Origin of the sequence: Nonlabens sp. Asnod2-A12 (assembly GCF_045063745.1) — a bacterium.
Lineage (GTDB): Bacteria > Bacteroidota > Bacteroidia > Flavobacteriales > Flavobacteriaceae > Nonlabens > Nonlabens xylanidelens.
On record NZ_JBEFOB010000003.1, the window covers coordinates 298106 to 313542 of the forward strand.

Consider the following 15437-nt stretch of genomic DNA (forward strand, 5'->3'; position numbering starts at 1 on the left):
ATTATGTCGTACACTTCAGAAACACTCACAGAATTAGAAAAAGAACATCAACTAGCATTAACAAATGCACAAGAAAAGATGTTAAGTGAATTGAGCGATGCACAAGCATCTGGTAATCATGCAAAATTACAAGAAGCAAGTATAGATTTTCAAAATCTAACCACAGAGCTCGCTGCAGAATATGCTAAGCGCATAGAAGAAATAAATGCTTTAAATCTTAAAGCAATAGTAGATAAAGAGCCAGAAATATATACTAATAAAAGAGCAGATGTGGATCTAAATCTATTAGTTTATGATGGAGATAGAGATTACGTTATTGCTTTTAAAGAAGATGAGTTAATACAGAAAACTCTAGAAAAAGTAAATGAAGGTAGTAAATTTAAGTCTAGAAAACATTTATTAAAATCTAGTTTAAGACTTACTAAAACTCTTGCACCTATGTTACATGACATAGGAGAGCATTGTAAAAAAACGCTTAAACTAAAAGCAGACATTGAATTCTTTGTATACCAAAGCGATATTTTTAACGCCTCTTGTTATCCTCCAGACGATAATAAACTATACATTATTTTATCTTCTGGAATACTAGAACGTTTTTCAAAAGAAGAATTAACCTTTGTTGTAGGACATGAAATAGGTCACGTACTTTTTGAACATTTTGATTACCCAGTAAGACAGATTCTTGATCATGGAGAGAATGATCTTGCACCTATTCACGCTATGAAATTATACGCTTGGAATAGAAATGCAGAGATAAGCGCAGATAGAGCAGGGTTATTATGTTGTCAGGATTTTGAAGCCGTAGGACGTACTTTCTTTAAATTATCATCTGGTGTAACTACAGACTCATTAGACTTTCAACTAAATGCTTATATCGAGCAATTTGTAGATCTAGAAGAAGTTTTAAATGATTCTAACCATGATCCATCAGACTGGTATAGCAGCCATCCATTCAGTCCATTAAGAATTAAAGCGTTAGAGTTATTTAACAAAAGTGAAACTTACGCCGTTTTTAATGATTCTATAAAAGGTGAAATTACAGAAGAGGCCATGGAGTTAGAGATTAAACGCATCATGTCTTTAATGGAACCAGAAAATCTTGAAGATCAATCAGAACATTCTGAAAAGATACAGCGATTAATGTTTTTAGGTGGTTACCTTATTTCAAATGCAGACGGAGTTGTGGACGATTCAGAAATACAGGCTCTAAGCAGTATTGTGGCTCCTAAAATATTTGCAAACTGTATGATGACCATCAAAGGACTTACAGAAGATGAGATGATAAGCGAGGTACAACAACTCACTCGTGAATTACATATCGTACTCTCTGTAATGCAAAAATTAAATATTCTACGCGATTTGTCTATTATCTCATATGCAGACGGACATATAGATGAAAGCGAGGTAGTCGTCTTATACAATCTAGCGAGACTATTACATATCAATACTGACTTTATAGATCGTGTTATCAGTGATGCACAAGGAATAGATTAGATTAATAGTTGGTATAATTCCGCTTTCGCGAAAGCGGAGTTTATTTAAGGTTATAGGGAACCTTTAAGAAGGAGAAGGTAGCAATTTAAGTATTGCTACCTTTTTATCGTTCTAATTTAATACAGTTTCTAGATTCTTTAAAATCCCAGTGCTTCCAAAACTACAATTTTAGGTAATTCTTTAGTTAAAATACTGTCTATGAAAATCCCTGATTTATACGTGCCATCTACAAAATAAATCACTCCGTAGCCACTCCATATACCATCTTTATATTCTCCTACATATTTGATGACATCTTTATAATTTTCGTTACTAAATGATTTATAATTGGACCATTTAGTAATCCCAAAACCGTTTTTTGCATCATCCTTATACGTTCCTATAAAACTATATCCAGGATCTTGAAAAAGCGTCAGACCATTAGGTTTTGTATCTTTCCAATTACTGAAAATGTAACTGTTACTCTTTAATTTGTACTGTACTCCATAACCTGTATAAGTATCATTTTTTCCAATACCAGTGTACCATCCACCATCTTCTAATTCCCAAGCTACTGTATTATTACGATTTGTTTTATAAGAGTCATCCTCTGTGCCGAATAGCCAGTACCAGTTGTTTATGTATTTATATTTTGATTGATTTGCCTTGTGATAAACCTCTGCTTTTTCTTTTGGTGTTGCTGTCTGCGCATTTATGGAATAGGAACAAGCAAGAAATAATACTAGGATTGCAAATTGATTTTTCATGTAATATTTTGTCAAATTTTGAAATATAAAATTAAGGTTTTGAATCTCTAATCAATAAATTTTAAGCTGCGTATTTTAATTTTTATGACAAGTTTATGGTATACATAAAGCTAGTGAAATAGATAGATTTCTTTTCTATTGTGGATAATGGGAAGGTTTTCAAAGTGTATTATAATTCAAAAAAGGGACAAATAATTTAAACCATCTATTTTAAAGGTTATGTAAACTTTAAAAGGGTACGAACAACCAGATTTTCAGATTATGTTTTAGTAAATTTGCAGATAGAGAATGTATAGTTTTCATTATTTCATTAAAATAAATTTATGAGTACAGAGAAAAAAGTATGGTTTATTACTGGTGTATCATCAGGGTTAGGTAAACAATTAGCTAAAGAAGTATTATCACAAGGACAAATAGTAGTAGGGACTTTTAGAAAGCAAGAACAAGTTGAAGCTTTTAATAATGAAAACCCAGGTAACTCTTTTGGTGTACTTGTAGATGTAGCTTCTACACAAATGATCGTGGACGGTGTTAAAACTATACTTGATAAATTTGGTAAGATCGATGTTGTTGTAAATAATGCTGGTTATGGTATTATGGGTAGTATCGAAGAAATTTCTGACGAAGAAGTAAGAAGACAATTTGAGGTTAACGTTTTTGGTGTATTAACTACTATTAGAGAAATATTACCGGCTATGCGTAAACAACGTTCTGGTCATATTATTAACGTTACTTCTATTGCAGGACGTATAGGTTCTCAAGGTTTAGGTATCTACAACGGTTCTAAATTTGCACTAGAAGGAATAGGAGAGGCGCTTGCAGCAGAATTAAAGCCACTCAACATCAAAGTAACAAACGTAGAGCCAGGTCCATTTAGAACAGAGTGGGCAGGAAGTTCTGCAGCTTATGATAATACAAAAATCGAAGATTACGAAAGCACAGTAGGTGAGCGTATCAGAAGTTTACAAGAATTAAGCGGTAACCAGCCTGGTGATCCTGCAAAAGCTGCAAACGCGATCTATAAACTAGCACAACTAGAAGAAGCTCCAGTGCATTTACCATTAGGTAAAATAGCTTATGAAGTTTTTGGAAAAGTAAACAATGGATTAATCGAAGAGCTAGCTAAATTTGAAGATTTAGGTAAGCCATGTGATTTTGAATAAGTTTATGTAATTCATTTATATCATATAAAAACCGCCTCTTAGGCGGTTTTTTTGTTTACAATTGTAATATTTTAATTAATTCTTCTTTTATGATGTCTCTTTTTAATAGAAAAAATATAATCAACTGTATATCTATTAGCTTTTGTGCGGCATTGATTTATGGATGTTCTACTGGAAAAAGTTCAGTGAACAATAATGAAAGCACAACAGCATCTTACAATTTAAATCCAAATCTCACTCCTTCAGAAAACTTTGATTTATCTCATTGGAAAATTACTTTATCATCAGGAGAAGAGAAAAGCGTAGAAGAAATTAATAATGGATTTACATTAGATAATCAATTCTATACAGACTCTAAAGATGGTGGTATGGTCTTTAAAAATTATCCTAAAGGAGCAGGGACAACGGTAAATTCTACTTATTCTAGAGTGGAATTACGCGAGATGTTGCGTGGAAAAAATTCTAGTATCGATACCAAAGGTATTAATAGTAATAATTGGGTTTTTAGTTCTTCTACCATAGAAAATCAAGAAATAGCTGGCGCTGTAGATGGTGTTTTAAAAGCTACTTTAAAAATCAATAGAGTTACAGAAACTTCTGGTAGTCCAGATCAAGTGGGTAGGATTATCATAGGACAAATTCATGCCAGTGATGACGAGCCTATCCGTCTATATTATCACAAACAGCCAGATCATAGAAAAGGAGCTATTTATTTTGCTCACGAACCACGTAATAGACCAGATATTTATGAAAATATGTTAGGTAATTATGTGAGTGAAAAAGGAAGTACCGCTGGAAAATACAACGGTTCTAGTAGCCCTAGTAATGGAATTGCTCTTAACGAAGAGTTTTCTTATAGAATAGAGGTAAAAGGTAATCTGTTAAAAGTAGATCTTTTTGATGAAAGTGGTAAAAACATATCTTCTAAAGAAATAGACATGTCTACAAGCGGTTTTGCAAATGACTGGTTGTACTTTAAAGCAGGTATCTACTCTGCAAATAAAAAAGTATTGAGTTCTTCTGACTATGAGCAGGCTACTTTTTACAAGTTAGAGGTTTCTCATTAAATAGACACAGCCTCTAATTATTCATTAGAAGAAATAAAAACAGTTTTTGCAATTATCTATGCGCATCTTAATTAAAACTGATTGTTAAATGTTACCGTTGCAAAGGGATAAGCTATTATTCAAAGCCAATAAAAACTTATAAAAACATAACATGTCATCCAGCTATTTAAACTGTTTGTGAGTAAAAATAATAATGTCTGTATAGTACGGTAAATCATTAAATTCATCTACCTTTAAGAGTCATTTAAATTTATGTCCATTTTTAAATCGTTTACCGAGCAGTCTATCAAGAAGCAAATGTTGTTTCTTGCGGTACTGTTTATAATCATAAACTGTGTAAGCAATTTATTTTTTGATATAACTATTTTTAGATTGGTTAGACTATTGTCTTCCTTAGCTGTTTTAACTTATTTCCTGGTAAAAATAGGTCATCAAAGCAAATGGATTTATATCATATTCATTTCACAATGCGTGTCTGATGTAGGTTTTCTCTTTTATGATTACAACTTTGGGCCCTACTTATTCCTTTTAACCTCTATCATCACATACCTTATCTATGTAATTAGAATTTTCAAAGATATTGAATGGAGTAAGTTTTTATGGTATGAAATTATCGCCTATATCGCGATGGCCACTTTTAATTGTCTTTCTTTTAATTACTTACTAAACAATCTAGTAGACTTATTTGAATCCCAAGTCCTGTTTTGCATTGTACATATTACTGGCTTTGTAGGTATAACATCATGTCTTATTTGTGGTTTAAATAATTCTACAAAAATCAGTAACAAAACATCTTATTACTTGTACGCATGTATAGCTTTTGTATTCGCAGATTTCTGTGCTATGATCGCTCATTACTACGAGTTTCATCCACAATTTTTTTATTTATTTGAACGAGGTAATTATTTATTTGGTTTGTTTATACTTTCTAAATATGCCTTAATGGATTTTAGAGATTATAATTCACTTCATGAAGCGAGAGTAGGTGATACCGCTACTATATGATAAGTTGATATAAATCATTCATTTAATAATGTCTTATTTAGGAGTATTCACCCATTTCAGTAATTTTTATTCTGATTTAAAGTCTCAGACCTAATAATGTTATCTAAATAGCTTTCCCTTTCTAATGGCACATGATGCAGTAATGATCGTAAGCGTTACATTTATTTTCTAACAGGTTTAATTTTTAATTATCAAAAAAATATAACTCCCCAAAACAAAAAATCCCTAAACCAACGGTTTAGGGATTTTAAATATTAATCGTTTACTGTCACTGCGACTGTAAACTAAATAAGCATTGCTTACTTCACTTCTTCAAAGTCTACGTCTTCTACATCACTTGTGTCATCAGCAGCTGCGCCAGCGTCACCTGCAGGTTGTCCACCTTCTTGTTGCGCTTTAGCCATTTCTTCACTAACACCAGCCCAAACTTGGTTTAATTTTTCCATAGCAGGATCAATTACAGTAAGTTCTTTAGTTTCAAAAGCTACTTTTAATTCGTTAAGAGCTTCTTCAATTGGAGCTTTTTTATCAGCTGGAATCTTCTCACCAAATTCCTCAAGTTGAGTTTCCGTTTGGAAAATCAATTGATCTGCAGCGTTAAGTTTGTCAGCTGTTTCTTTTGCTTTTGCATCAGCATCAGCATTTGCAGCAGCATCTTGCTTCATTTTCTCGATTTCTTCTTCAGACAGTCCAGAAGAAGCCTCGATACGGATATCTTGTTTCTTACCAGTTGCTTTATCTTCAGCACTTACTTTAATAATACCGTTTGCATCGATGTCAAAGGTTACTTCAATTTGTGGAGTACCTCTTCTCGCTGGTGCGATATCCGATAAGTGGAATCTACCGATAGTATTGTTATCGTTTGCCATAGCACGCTCACCTTGGATTACGTGAATCTCAACACTTGGTTGATTATCTGCAGCAGTAGAGAATACCTGAGATTTTTTAGTTGGGATAGTTGTGTTAGACTCAATTAATTTAGTCATAACACCACCCATAGTCTCGATACCTAAAGAAAGTGGAGTAACATCAAGTAAAAGAACGTCTTTTACATCACCAGTTAATACACCACCTTGGATAGCAGCACCTACAGCAACAACTTCATCAGGATTTACTCCTTTTGATGGCTTCTTACCGAAAAATTTCTCTACAGCTTCTTGCACAGCAGGAATACGAGTAGAACCACCTACAAGAATAATCTCATCGATATCACCTGTAGAAAGACCTGCGTTTTTCAATGCAGTTTTACATGGCTCGATAGTTCTTTTTACTAAGTCAGAAATTAATTGCTCAAAAGCAGACTTTGTAAGAGTTTTTACAAGGTGCTTAGGTCCTGAAGCAGTAGCAGTTACATAAGGTAAGTTAACCTCAGTTTGCGCACTAGAAGAAAGCTCAATTTTAGCTTTTTCTGCAGCTTCTTTAAGACGTTGTAAAGCCATTGGGTCCTGACGTAAATCAATACCTTCAGCAGCGTTAAAATCGTCAGCTAACCAGTTAATGATTTTTTGATCAACATCATCACCACCTAGGTGAGTATCACCATCTGTAGCAAGTACTTCAAATACACCGTCACCTAATTCTAGGATAGATACATCATGTGTACCACCACCAAAATCAAATACTACGATTTTTTGATCTGTATCTTTTTTATCTAATCCATAAGCTAGTGCCGCAGCAGTAGGCTCATTAATAATACGCTCAACTTTAAGACCAGCGATCTCACCAGCTTCTTTAGTTGCCTGACGTTGAGAATCGTTAAAGTATGCAGGTACAGTAATTACTGCTCCAGTTACTTCTTGTCCTAAATAATCTTCAGCAGTTTTCTTCATTTTTTGAAGAATCATTGCACTTAATTCTTGTGGAGTATAAAGACGACCATCGATATCAACACGTGGTGTATCATTGTCTCCTTTTACTACAGAGTAAGGTACATATCCAGTTTCTTTAGAAGATTCACTGAATTTGTTACCCATAAAACGCTTGATAGATGCAACCGTTTTAGTTGGGTTAGTTACTGCTTGTCTTTTTGCAGGATCTCCTACTTTAATTTCACCACCTTCTACAAAGGCGATTACAGATGGAGTTGTTCTTTTTCCTTCTGCATTAGGTATTACTACAGGCTCGCTTCCTTCCATTACGGATACACAACTGTTAGTTGTACCTAAGTCTATTCCTATTATTTTACTCATTATAAATGTATTTTAATTTTTAGTTTCAATTTTTATTATGCTTTCCTTAAGTCAATGTTTGTGCCATGACATAAGTAGTGACATGATGTCATTTCTATATGACATATTGATTTAAATTATGTTTTATAAAATGTGTTATGTGTGTTACGCTTTCGCGAAAGCGGACAAAACCAAAGTTCTCCTTATTTATTGAGCTTAATATGGCAGTAAAATACTGTCTTACAATGGCAGTCGTACTAATGAATTATTAATTTTAAAGTGTTGTAATCACTATTTAATAATTAAAGTGTCTATAACCTACATTATGTTTACTTTTACCCAGCAAATTTGGAAAAAGAATGTCACAAAGTACCCCAGTAAAAATAGAAGCTATAAGTGTATTTGATATGCTCAAAATAGGTGTAGGGCCTTCCAGTTCTCACACGCTAGGACCATGGAGAGCGGCACGTAACTTTTTAGGAAAACTGAAGGATAAAAATAGATTGCATCTAGTTAAAGAAATAGAAGTAGACTTGTACGGTTCTCTATCTCTTACTGGTAAGGGTCATGCTACTGACCTAGCTTGTATTTTAGGATTAACAAATGCAGACCCTCAAACTTGTGACATAGATGAGATACCACAAATAGTAGATTATATTACAAATCAAAAATTATTGCAACTGGACGGTGTGCACTTAATTAATTTTGATCCTAAGACTCAAATACATTTTCACCGTAAATTTTTACCATATCATCCCAACGGTTTTAGATTTAAGGCTACCTTAAATACCGGCAAAGTCGTTTTTGAAACTTACTATAGTATAGGTGGCGGTTTCTTTGTTCAAAAAGAACGTAAAAGATCTGCTCGTAAAGTAGCCCTTTTTGAATGTTTTCCTAGACCTATTTCTAAGGCGACAGAATTACTAGCATATTGCGAGCGAGAAAACAAATCTGTTTCTCAAATAGTTCTTGAAAACGAAGAATACCTACACGATCCAGTAGACATCGATCAAAGACTTAAAGAAATTTGGGACGTGATGCTCGATTCTATGTACACAGGTTGTCATACAGAAGGTGTTTTACCAGGTGGTCTTAATGTGAGAAGAAGAGCATATGACACCCATGATCGATTACAGAAAGGAAAACCGTATTCTAATAAAGAAGAATGGATAGAAGCTATACGTAATACTGAGGTTAAATTTAGAGAAATTTTAAAATGGGTTTCTTGCTTTGCACTAGCTGTAAATGAAGTAAATGCATCGTTAGGTCGTGTGGTAACTGCTCCTACTAATGGTAGTGCCGGTGTTATACCTGCTGTAATCATGTATTACATGACCATAGAAAATCACGATGCAGATTTTAACGACGTAAAGAAATTCTTATTAGTCGCAGGAGAAATAGGAGCGTTGTTTAAAAAAGGAGCGACCATAAGTGCTGCAATGGGTGGCTGTCAGGCAGAAATAGGTGTAAGTAGTGCCATGGCTGCAGGTGCTTTAACAGAGCTTATGGGTGGTACACCAGCCCAAGTTCTTATGGCGAGTGAAATAGCAATGGAGCATCATTTAGGTTTAACATGTGATCCTATAGGTGGACTGGTACAAATACCTTGTATAGAACGTAACGCAATGGGAGCAATAAAAGCTATTAATGCTTGTGAAATGGCTCTCGATGCCGATGCTAAAAACGCCAAAGTACCTCTAGACAAAGTGATAGAGACCATGTGGCAAACAGCACTAGACATGAATACAAAGTATAAAGAAACTAGTGAAGGTGGTCTTGCAGTAAATGTAGCACTGTCTGATTGTTAAAATCGCGGTTTATTTATCTAGATTTTATGAAAATGCTGGCAATTATACAAATTGTTTGTTGATACCTTTGAGGTCTACTTAAATTACATGATCAGAAAAATTCATTTTAACATTGTCGTCGTATTTATACTTCTGGCACTATCTTCTTGTGCTGTAAAATCATTACAATTTGTAAATAATGAAAATACAACACTTAAAACTACATACTCTGAATATAGGAGCTTCTTTCTACTAGGTAATCTTAATTCAAAAACATCTCCTAATGATGACTTTAAAGCTATAATTAATGATATAAAGTCTAAAACAACAGACACAGATTACACCTTAATATTAGGTGATAATGTAAACTCAGAAAACTTTAATAAAAAGGACAAAGATGTAGCAGATAAAAATGCTTTTAAAGAACGACTGCAACTTATTAAAGGAATTGAGAATAACATTTATGTATTGCCAGGTAACCAAGACTGGAATGATGAGGGACTTGAAGGACTCAAGAACATAGAAAAAATGGTAGAAGCCCAACTGGGTAACGACGAGGCTTTTCAACCAGAAAATGGCTGTCCTATGGAAGAAATAGACATATCTGACACCATGCACTTAATTATAGTAGATTCTCAATGGTACATAGAAGATTGGGATCAAAATCCTAAGTTTAACGACGAGTGCGAGATCAATACCAGAGAAAAATTCATTGCAGCATTATCTGACGAGATGCGCAAACAGCGACACAAGACTGTTATTATTGCGATGCACCATCCTTTATATTCTAATGGAACTTATGGCGGCCAGATGGGACCATCTACTGTATTTAAACCAAGCGTAGATAATTTATATGTACCGGTGTTAGGTAGCGCATGGAGTTTTATACGATCGCAAGGTGGTGTTTCTAGACAGGACCGTTATAATCCATTGATGAATGAGTTAATGGAAGAAATAAAAGCTGCATGCAGTGATCTGGATCGTGTCTTCTTTTTAAGCGCTCATGAGAAGTCATTGCAATACATGGATCATGGAAACATAAAGCAGATTATTTCTGGTTCTACTGTGCATACCGGAATTGCCAGTTTAGGAGATAAAGGAGTTTTGAGTAGCGGTGTTAATGGTTATGCTGAGTTGCGAGTTTTTAAGGATAAATCTTCTCAAGTGTTTTTCTATCAAGTAAAAGATGGAAATGTGGTAGAGGTTTATGGCGGTTCCGCTTTCGCGAAAGCGGAAAAGTTCCATCTAGATTCTTTAAAACCTATTACAGATAGATTTAAGAAAGCATCTGTATACTCACAGGAAGAAGTAGATAAAGATGACGATTATGAGAAATTTTATGGACGTCATTACCGCTATTTATATGGTAAGAAAGTAAAAGCTCCAGTAGTAATGCTGGACACTTTATATGGAGGTGTTAAAGTAGAACGCGCTGGTGGTGGTAACCAGACTCAAGGATTGCGACTGGTAGATAGTCTCGATAGAGAATATAACATGAGAGCGCTAGAAAAAGATGCGATACAATTCTTAAAAAGTGCTGGTTATGGAACTGTGGATGTAGAAGAATATTTTGGTGGGACATTTTCACAAGAACTTATAAGAGATTTTTATACAGCAGCACATCCTTATGGAGCGTTTGCTGTACCTAGACTGGCAGGAGCTATTGATTTAAATCACACACATCCTGTTTTATACTACGTGCCTAAACAAGAGACCTTGGGTGATTTTAATGAAATACATGGTGACCGCTTATACATGATCGTAGAAAAGCCGGACAAATCCTTTGATAACCGTCACATGTTCGGTAATAATCAAGATGTAGAAAGCACGCCAGACTTATTTGAAAAAATACGAGAAGATGAGAAAAACCGTGTGGATGAAAAGCTATTTATAAGAGCTCGTATTTTTGATATGCTATTAGGTGATTGGGACAGACATGAAGATCAATGGAGATGGGCAGAGATAGTAGGTACAGAAGATGAGAATAAGAAATCTTATATAGCTGTGCCTCGAGATAGAGATCAGGTGTTTGCAAGATTTGATGGTAATTTATTAGATTTTATGCGCAAGTATGTCAAAGGAGCTAGACAATTTGGTGTTTATGGTCCAGACATTCCTCATATTAAAGAATTTAGTCAGAGTGCTATTAAATTAGATCGCGCTGTTATACAACGCAGTGGTTTTGACTTATGGTTAAAAGAAGTTCAATACATACAGGACCATCTAACACCTGATATAGTTGCTAAGGCATTTAATGAAATGCCCATAGAAGTTAGAGATGACTTATGGCAGCAAACTCAAGATGATCTTATCGCTCGTAAAGCAAATTTAAAAGATATAGTAACTCGCTATTACGATCATTTTCTAGAATTTCAGACCTTAAAAGGAACTGATAAAGATGATTTATTTGAGATAAATAGATTGCCTAATGGAATTACTGACATAAAAGCATATCGCATTAAAGATGGAGAAAAAGGTACCGTATTATTCTCAAGGTCTTTTGATAACCAGAAGACTAAGGAAATCTGGATTTATGGATTAGATGACGATGATGTGTTTAAAGTAAGTGGTAGAGGAGATAACTTAATTAAAATAGTCATTTCTGGAGGTAAAGGAAATGATATTTATGACATAGATAAAGGACGTAAAATAGAAGTCTACGATTACAAGTCAGAGAAGAATAAATTAGAATCAAATAAAGGTGCTAAAGTTGTTTTTAGAGATGATTATGATATCAACCATTATGATACAGAAAGAGTCCCTAGTACAAGCGGTAAAGTAGATTTTATATTAGATTATAACCCAGATTATGGTTTTAGTCCTACCATAGGATTTGAAAAAATAAAAATAGGTTATGAGCGCAATCCATATTCTAGTATGTATGGTTTTAAAGCTCAATATTATTCACTCACACAATCTGCAAAATTTGATTTTAACGCAGGTTTAGGAAATGCCTTAGGACACTGGAATCTAGAGTTTAATGCAACAGTTACTACTAATAATTATACTGAGAATTTCTTCGGATATGGCAATCTATCCACATTTGATAAAGACACTGACTATGACACAAATCGTGTCCAGTTTCAAAGACAAGAAGCTGACTTGCACATTAAAAAGATAGGTGGTTATGGTAGTACTTTTGATTTAGGTATAGGCTATAAAGCAGTTGAGTTTAACAGTGATTATCCTGATGAAATAGAGATCAATTCGCAACGTGAAGATTATTTAAATTTTCATGCTGATTATACTTATCAGAGTCTAGATAATGAACGTTTCCCTACCAGAGGAATGCTTTTTACAGCAAATATTTCATTTACCGACGATTTATCTAACGAGCGTAATTTCTTTTCTATAGATCCAGATCTTTCCTTCTGGAATGCGATAGATGATAATAGAACCATCGTTTTAAAAACTAATCTAGGTGCACAAACTAGAATAGGAGATAGGCCTCATTTTTATCAAGCTGCAATGCTAGATAACAACAGCGGATTAAGAAGCTATAGAAATGAACGTTTTATAGGTGATTACTCCATATATGCAAGTGGTGATGTTTTATTAGATTTAAAACCTATTAAAACAAGATTGTTACCTATACGTATTACACCATACGTAGGTTTTGATATAGGTCAGGTAGGTATAGAAAATCAAAAAAGCTCTAAATTTTATAACAGTTATGGAGGTGGATTTAATCTAGGAATGTCTGGACTTTTTACCTCTAAGGTTTCTTATTTCCATGGTGCAGAAGGTGGTAGATTACAATTAGGACTTATACTTTCTAAATAGTTATGGAATAATTTACTGCTTTTATATTCCGTAATATTGACGGTAAACGTAACAAACAGTACATTTATACCACTAATAAAGTATGATGACTAACGACCAAGTTCTAGCCGCTGGCTTACCTAATGTAGAAGAAACTGATTTTCAAAAACACCCTAAGAGGTTTTTGAACAAAAAACTAATCGCAACTTTGCTCATTTTTGTACCATCTCTATCAGGTGTAATTATACCTTACTTTACTGCTAGTGAACATCCATGGGTATGGCAAACCACTGGTAGTATATGGTTAGTAACATTGATTATTACTATTTTTCTTGCGTATAAAGGCTACTTCGTAAGAGGTTATGTACTTAGAGAACAAGATATTACTTATAAAAAAGGCTGGGTGTTTCATAGTCAGATTACGGTACCATTTAATAGAATACAACATACCGAGATCAATCATGGTCCTATAGACCGCATGTTTAAATTGTGTCAACTGGATATTTTTACTGCTGGTGGTAGCTCTAGTGATTTAAGTATAAGTGGTCTAGACCCAGAAGATGCTGCAAAATTAAAGGAGTATATCTCAGGTAAATTATCGCACTATGCTTAATTTATCAACACCACAAAGACAAAGTAAGAAGATCATAGCCTTTTACCTTTTTAAAAGTATAAAAGGACTTTTATTTTATTTCTTATTTGCAGCCATAGGTACTAGGTCTATGGGAGAAGAAGCGTGGTACATCATCGCATTAATTTCTTTTGTAGTGATTATGTCACTAGTATCTCCTGTAATTAAGTATATCTATTTTACTTTTCACCTAGAGAGTGACGAGTTGATTATACAAAAAGGACTTATTCAAAAAGAGCGCAAAGCAATACCTCTAGAACGTATACAATCCATTAATATCACACAAAATGTTGTGCAACGTATTCTAGGTATCGTTTCTCTAGAAGTAGATACAGCAGGATCTAAAGCCAAAGAATTAGAGATACCTGGATTAGATCGAGAATTTGCAAGCCAATTTAAAGAGCTATTACAAGAACGTAAAGAAGAAATAGTAGAAGTTTTTAATGTAGAAACAGAATCTGCCATTGTTAACAATGATCTAGAATCTAATACGGAATTTAATGATACAACCGAAGATACAAGTAAAAAAGAAACAACCTATAAAAAGCTAAAGGAACAGATAGAAACACCTATTCTTAAACTAGGTTTAATGGACCTTCTCAAAGTAGGTATAACACAAAATCATTTAAAAAGTGGAGGCCTAGCCATAGGGGTTGTATTCGGTAGTTGGTATAATATTAAGGAGATTCTAGAAGAGTATTTTGGCGACTGGTTAGAGCAGTTTTCTTTTGAAAATGTTATTTCTGGAACGAGTATAGGTCTGGCAGTTGCTGCCATTGTTGCATTTTTGTTTTTCTCTGTAATTATAAGTTTGATACTAGCAATTAATAAGTATTGGAATTTTAGCATGGTAAAAAAAGGTGCGGATCTAGAAATTGAAATGGGGTTATTAAATAAAAAGGAGATCAAAATACCATTAAGTAAAGTTCAGATCTTAGAGTTTCATTCTAATCCGTTGAGGAAATTATTAAGTTTTCAAACGGCACAAATATTTCAAGCACAGTCTACTAATGATAAACTAAGCCATGTGTCTGTTCCTGCATGTACGGTGGCACATCAAAAGGTTCTACAGCACTTAATATTTAAAGAACCGGTCGAAGAAACTGAAATTGAGTTGATTTGCAATCCATGGTCTCATGCGCGGCTACGTTTTTATATACTCTCCATTTTTATAATACCTGGCGTAGGAACTGCCATTTATTTTGAGCAATACTTAGCTATCATTCCTTTGTTATTATTCATGATTCTATTGATCTGTATGGCATTTATGTACGGTAAAAAAAGCAAGATTGTTAAGGACGATGATTTTGTGGTATTTAAAAAAGGATGGCTTTTCCCTAAAACTATTATCTCACCTATTTTTAAAACACAGGCTGTAGAAAAATGGCGCAGTGTATTTCTTAAACGTAGGAGAGAGGCTCATTTTAAATTACATACAGCAGCTGGTACAAGAGGATTACGTTATTTCAAAGAAGATCAATTAAATACATTGATTAATACTGTTAACAATCAGGTGATTTGCAGTGAACAGAAATGGATGTAGATATATAATTCCTTTCTTAGATTATAATTTTTATAATTCCGCTTTCGCGAAAGCGGAACTCCTATATGCAT

10 protein-coding genes are annotated in these 15437 nt (G+C 34.0%); 8 read left to right on the forward strand and 2 right to left on the reverse strand.

Annotation, left to right across the window (positions count from 1 at the left end):
- Positions 1-3: 3 nt before the first annotated feature.
- Positions 4-1494, forward strand: a complete 1491-nt coding sequence (locus tag ACJJVJ_RS01420; protein WP_405368446.1) for a M48 family metalloprotease — start codon at positions 4-6, stop codon at positions 1492-1494.
- A gap of 137 nt (positions 1495-1631) precedes the next feature.
- Here ACJJVJ_RS01420 and ACJJVJ_RS01425 read toward each other — a convergent pair whose 3' ends face one another.
- A complete protein-coding gene (locus ACJJVJ_RS01425) occupies positions 1632-2240 on the reverse strand; it encodes a hypothetical protein (RefSeq protein WP_405368448.1) in 609 nt (202 codons plus the stop codon).
- A 323-nt stretch (positions 2241-2563) separates the two neighbouring features.
- On the opposite strand from ACJJVJ_RS01425, the gene ACJJVJ_RS01430 reads away from it, so the two are divergent.
- The 3 genes from ACJJVJ_RS01430 to ACJJVJ_RS01440 all read left to right on the forward strand — a co-directional run bounded on the left by ACJJVJ_RS01430 (position 2564) and on the right by ACJJVJ_RS01440 (position 5475).
- Entirely contained in the window at positions 2564-3403 is an 840-nt protein-coding gene (locus ACJJVJ_RS01430; protein ID WP_104514810.1) for an oxidoreductase, read from the forward strand.
- A gap of 89 nt (positions 3404-3492) precedes the next feature.
- Positions 3493-4470, forward strand: a complete 978-nt coding sequence (locus ACJJVJ_RS01435; protein WP_405368450.1) for a polysaccharide lyase family 7 protein — start codon at positions 3493-3495, stop codon at positions 4468-4470.
- Between the two features lie 843 nt (positions 4471-5313).
- Positions 5314-5475, forward strand: coding sequence for a hypothetical protein (locus tag ACJJVJ_RS01440; protein WP_405368452.1), 162 nt, complete (start codon positions 5314-5316; stop codon positions 5473-5475).
- Positions 5476-5774: 299 nt separating this feature from the next.
- Here ACJJVJ_RS01440 and dnaK read toward each other — a convergent pair whose 3' ends face one another.
- Positions 5775-7664 (reverse strand): molecular chaperone DnaK, encoded by a 1890-nt coding sequence (gene dnaK / locus ACJJVJ_RS01445; protein WP_104514813.1) that lies wholly within the window; start codon positions 7662-7664, stop codon positions 5775-5777.
- Positions 7665-8002: 338 nt separating this feature from the next.
- Here dnaK and ACJJVJ_RS01450 point away from each other — a divergent pair, with 338 nt between their 5' ends.
- From ACJJVJ_RS01450 to ACJJVJ_RS01465, 4 genes are all read left to right on the forward strand, one after another.
- Positions 8003-9451: an L-serine ammonia-lyase gene (locus tag ACJJVJ_RS01450; protein WP_405368454.1), complete on the forward strand. Its 1449-nt coding sequence runs from the start codon at positions 8003-8005 to the stop codon at positions 9449-9451.
- Between the two features lie 87 nt (positions 9452-9538).
- A complete protein-coding gene (locus tag ACJJVJ_RS01455; protein WP_405368456.1) occupies positions 9539-13213 on the forward strand; it encodes a metallophosphoesterase in 3675 nt (1224 codons plus the stop codon).
- Positions 13214-13298: 85 nt separating this feature from the next.
- On the forward strand, positions 13299-13805 hold the full coding sequence (locus ACJJVJ_RS01460; protein WP_405368458.1) for a PH domain-containing protein: 507 nt from the start codon (positions 13299-13301) through the stop codon (positions 13803-13805).
- Positions 13798-15366, forward strand: coding sequence for a PH domain-containing protein (locus ACJJVJ_RS01465; protein ID WP_405368460.1), 1569 nt, complete (start codon positions 13798-13800; stop codon positions 15364-15366). Before ACJJVJ_RS01460 ends, ACJJVJ_RS01465 begins: the two co-directional genes overlap by 8 nt.
- Positions 15367-15437 lie beyond the last annotated feature (71 nt).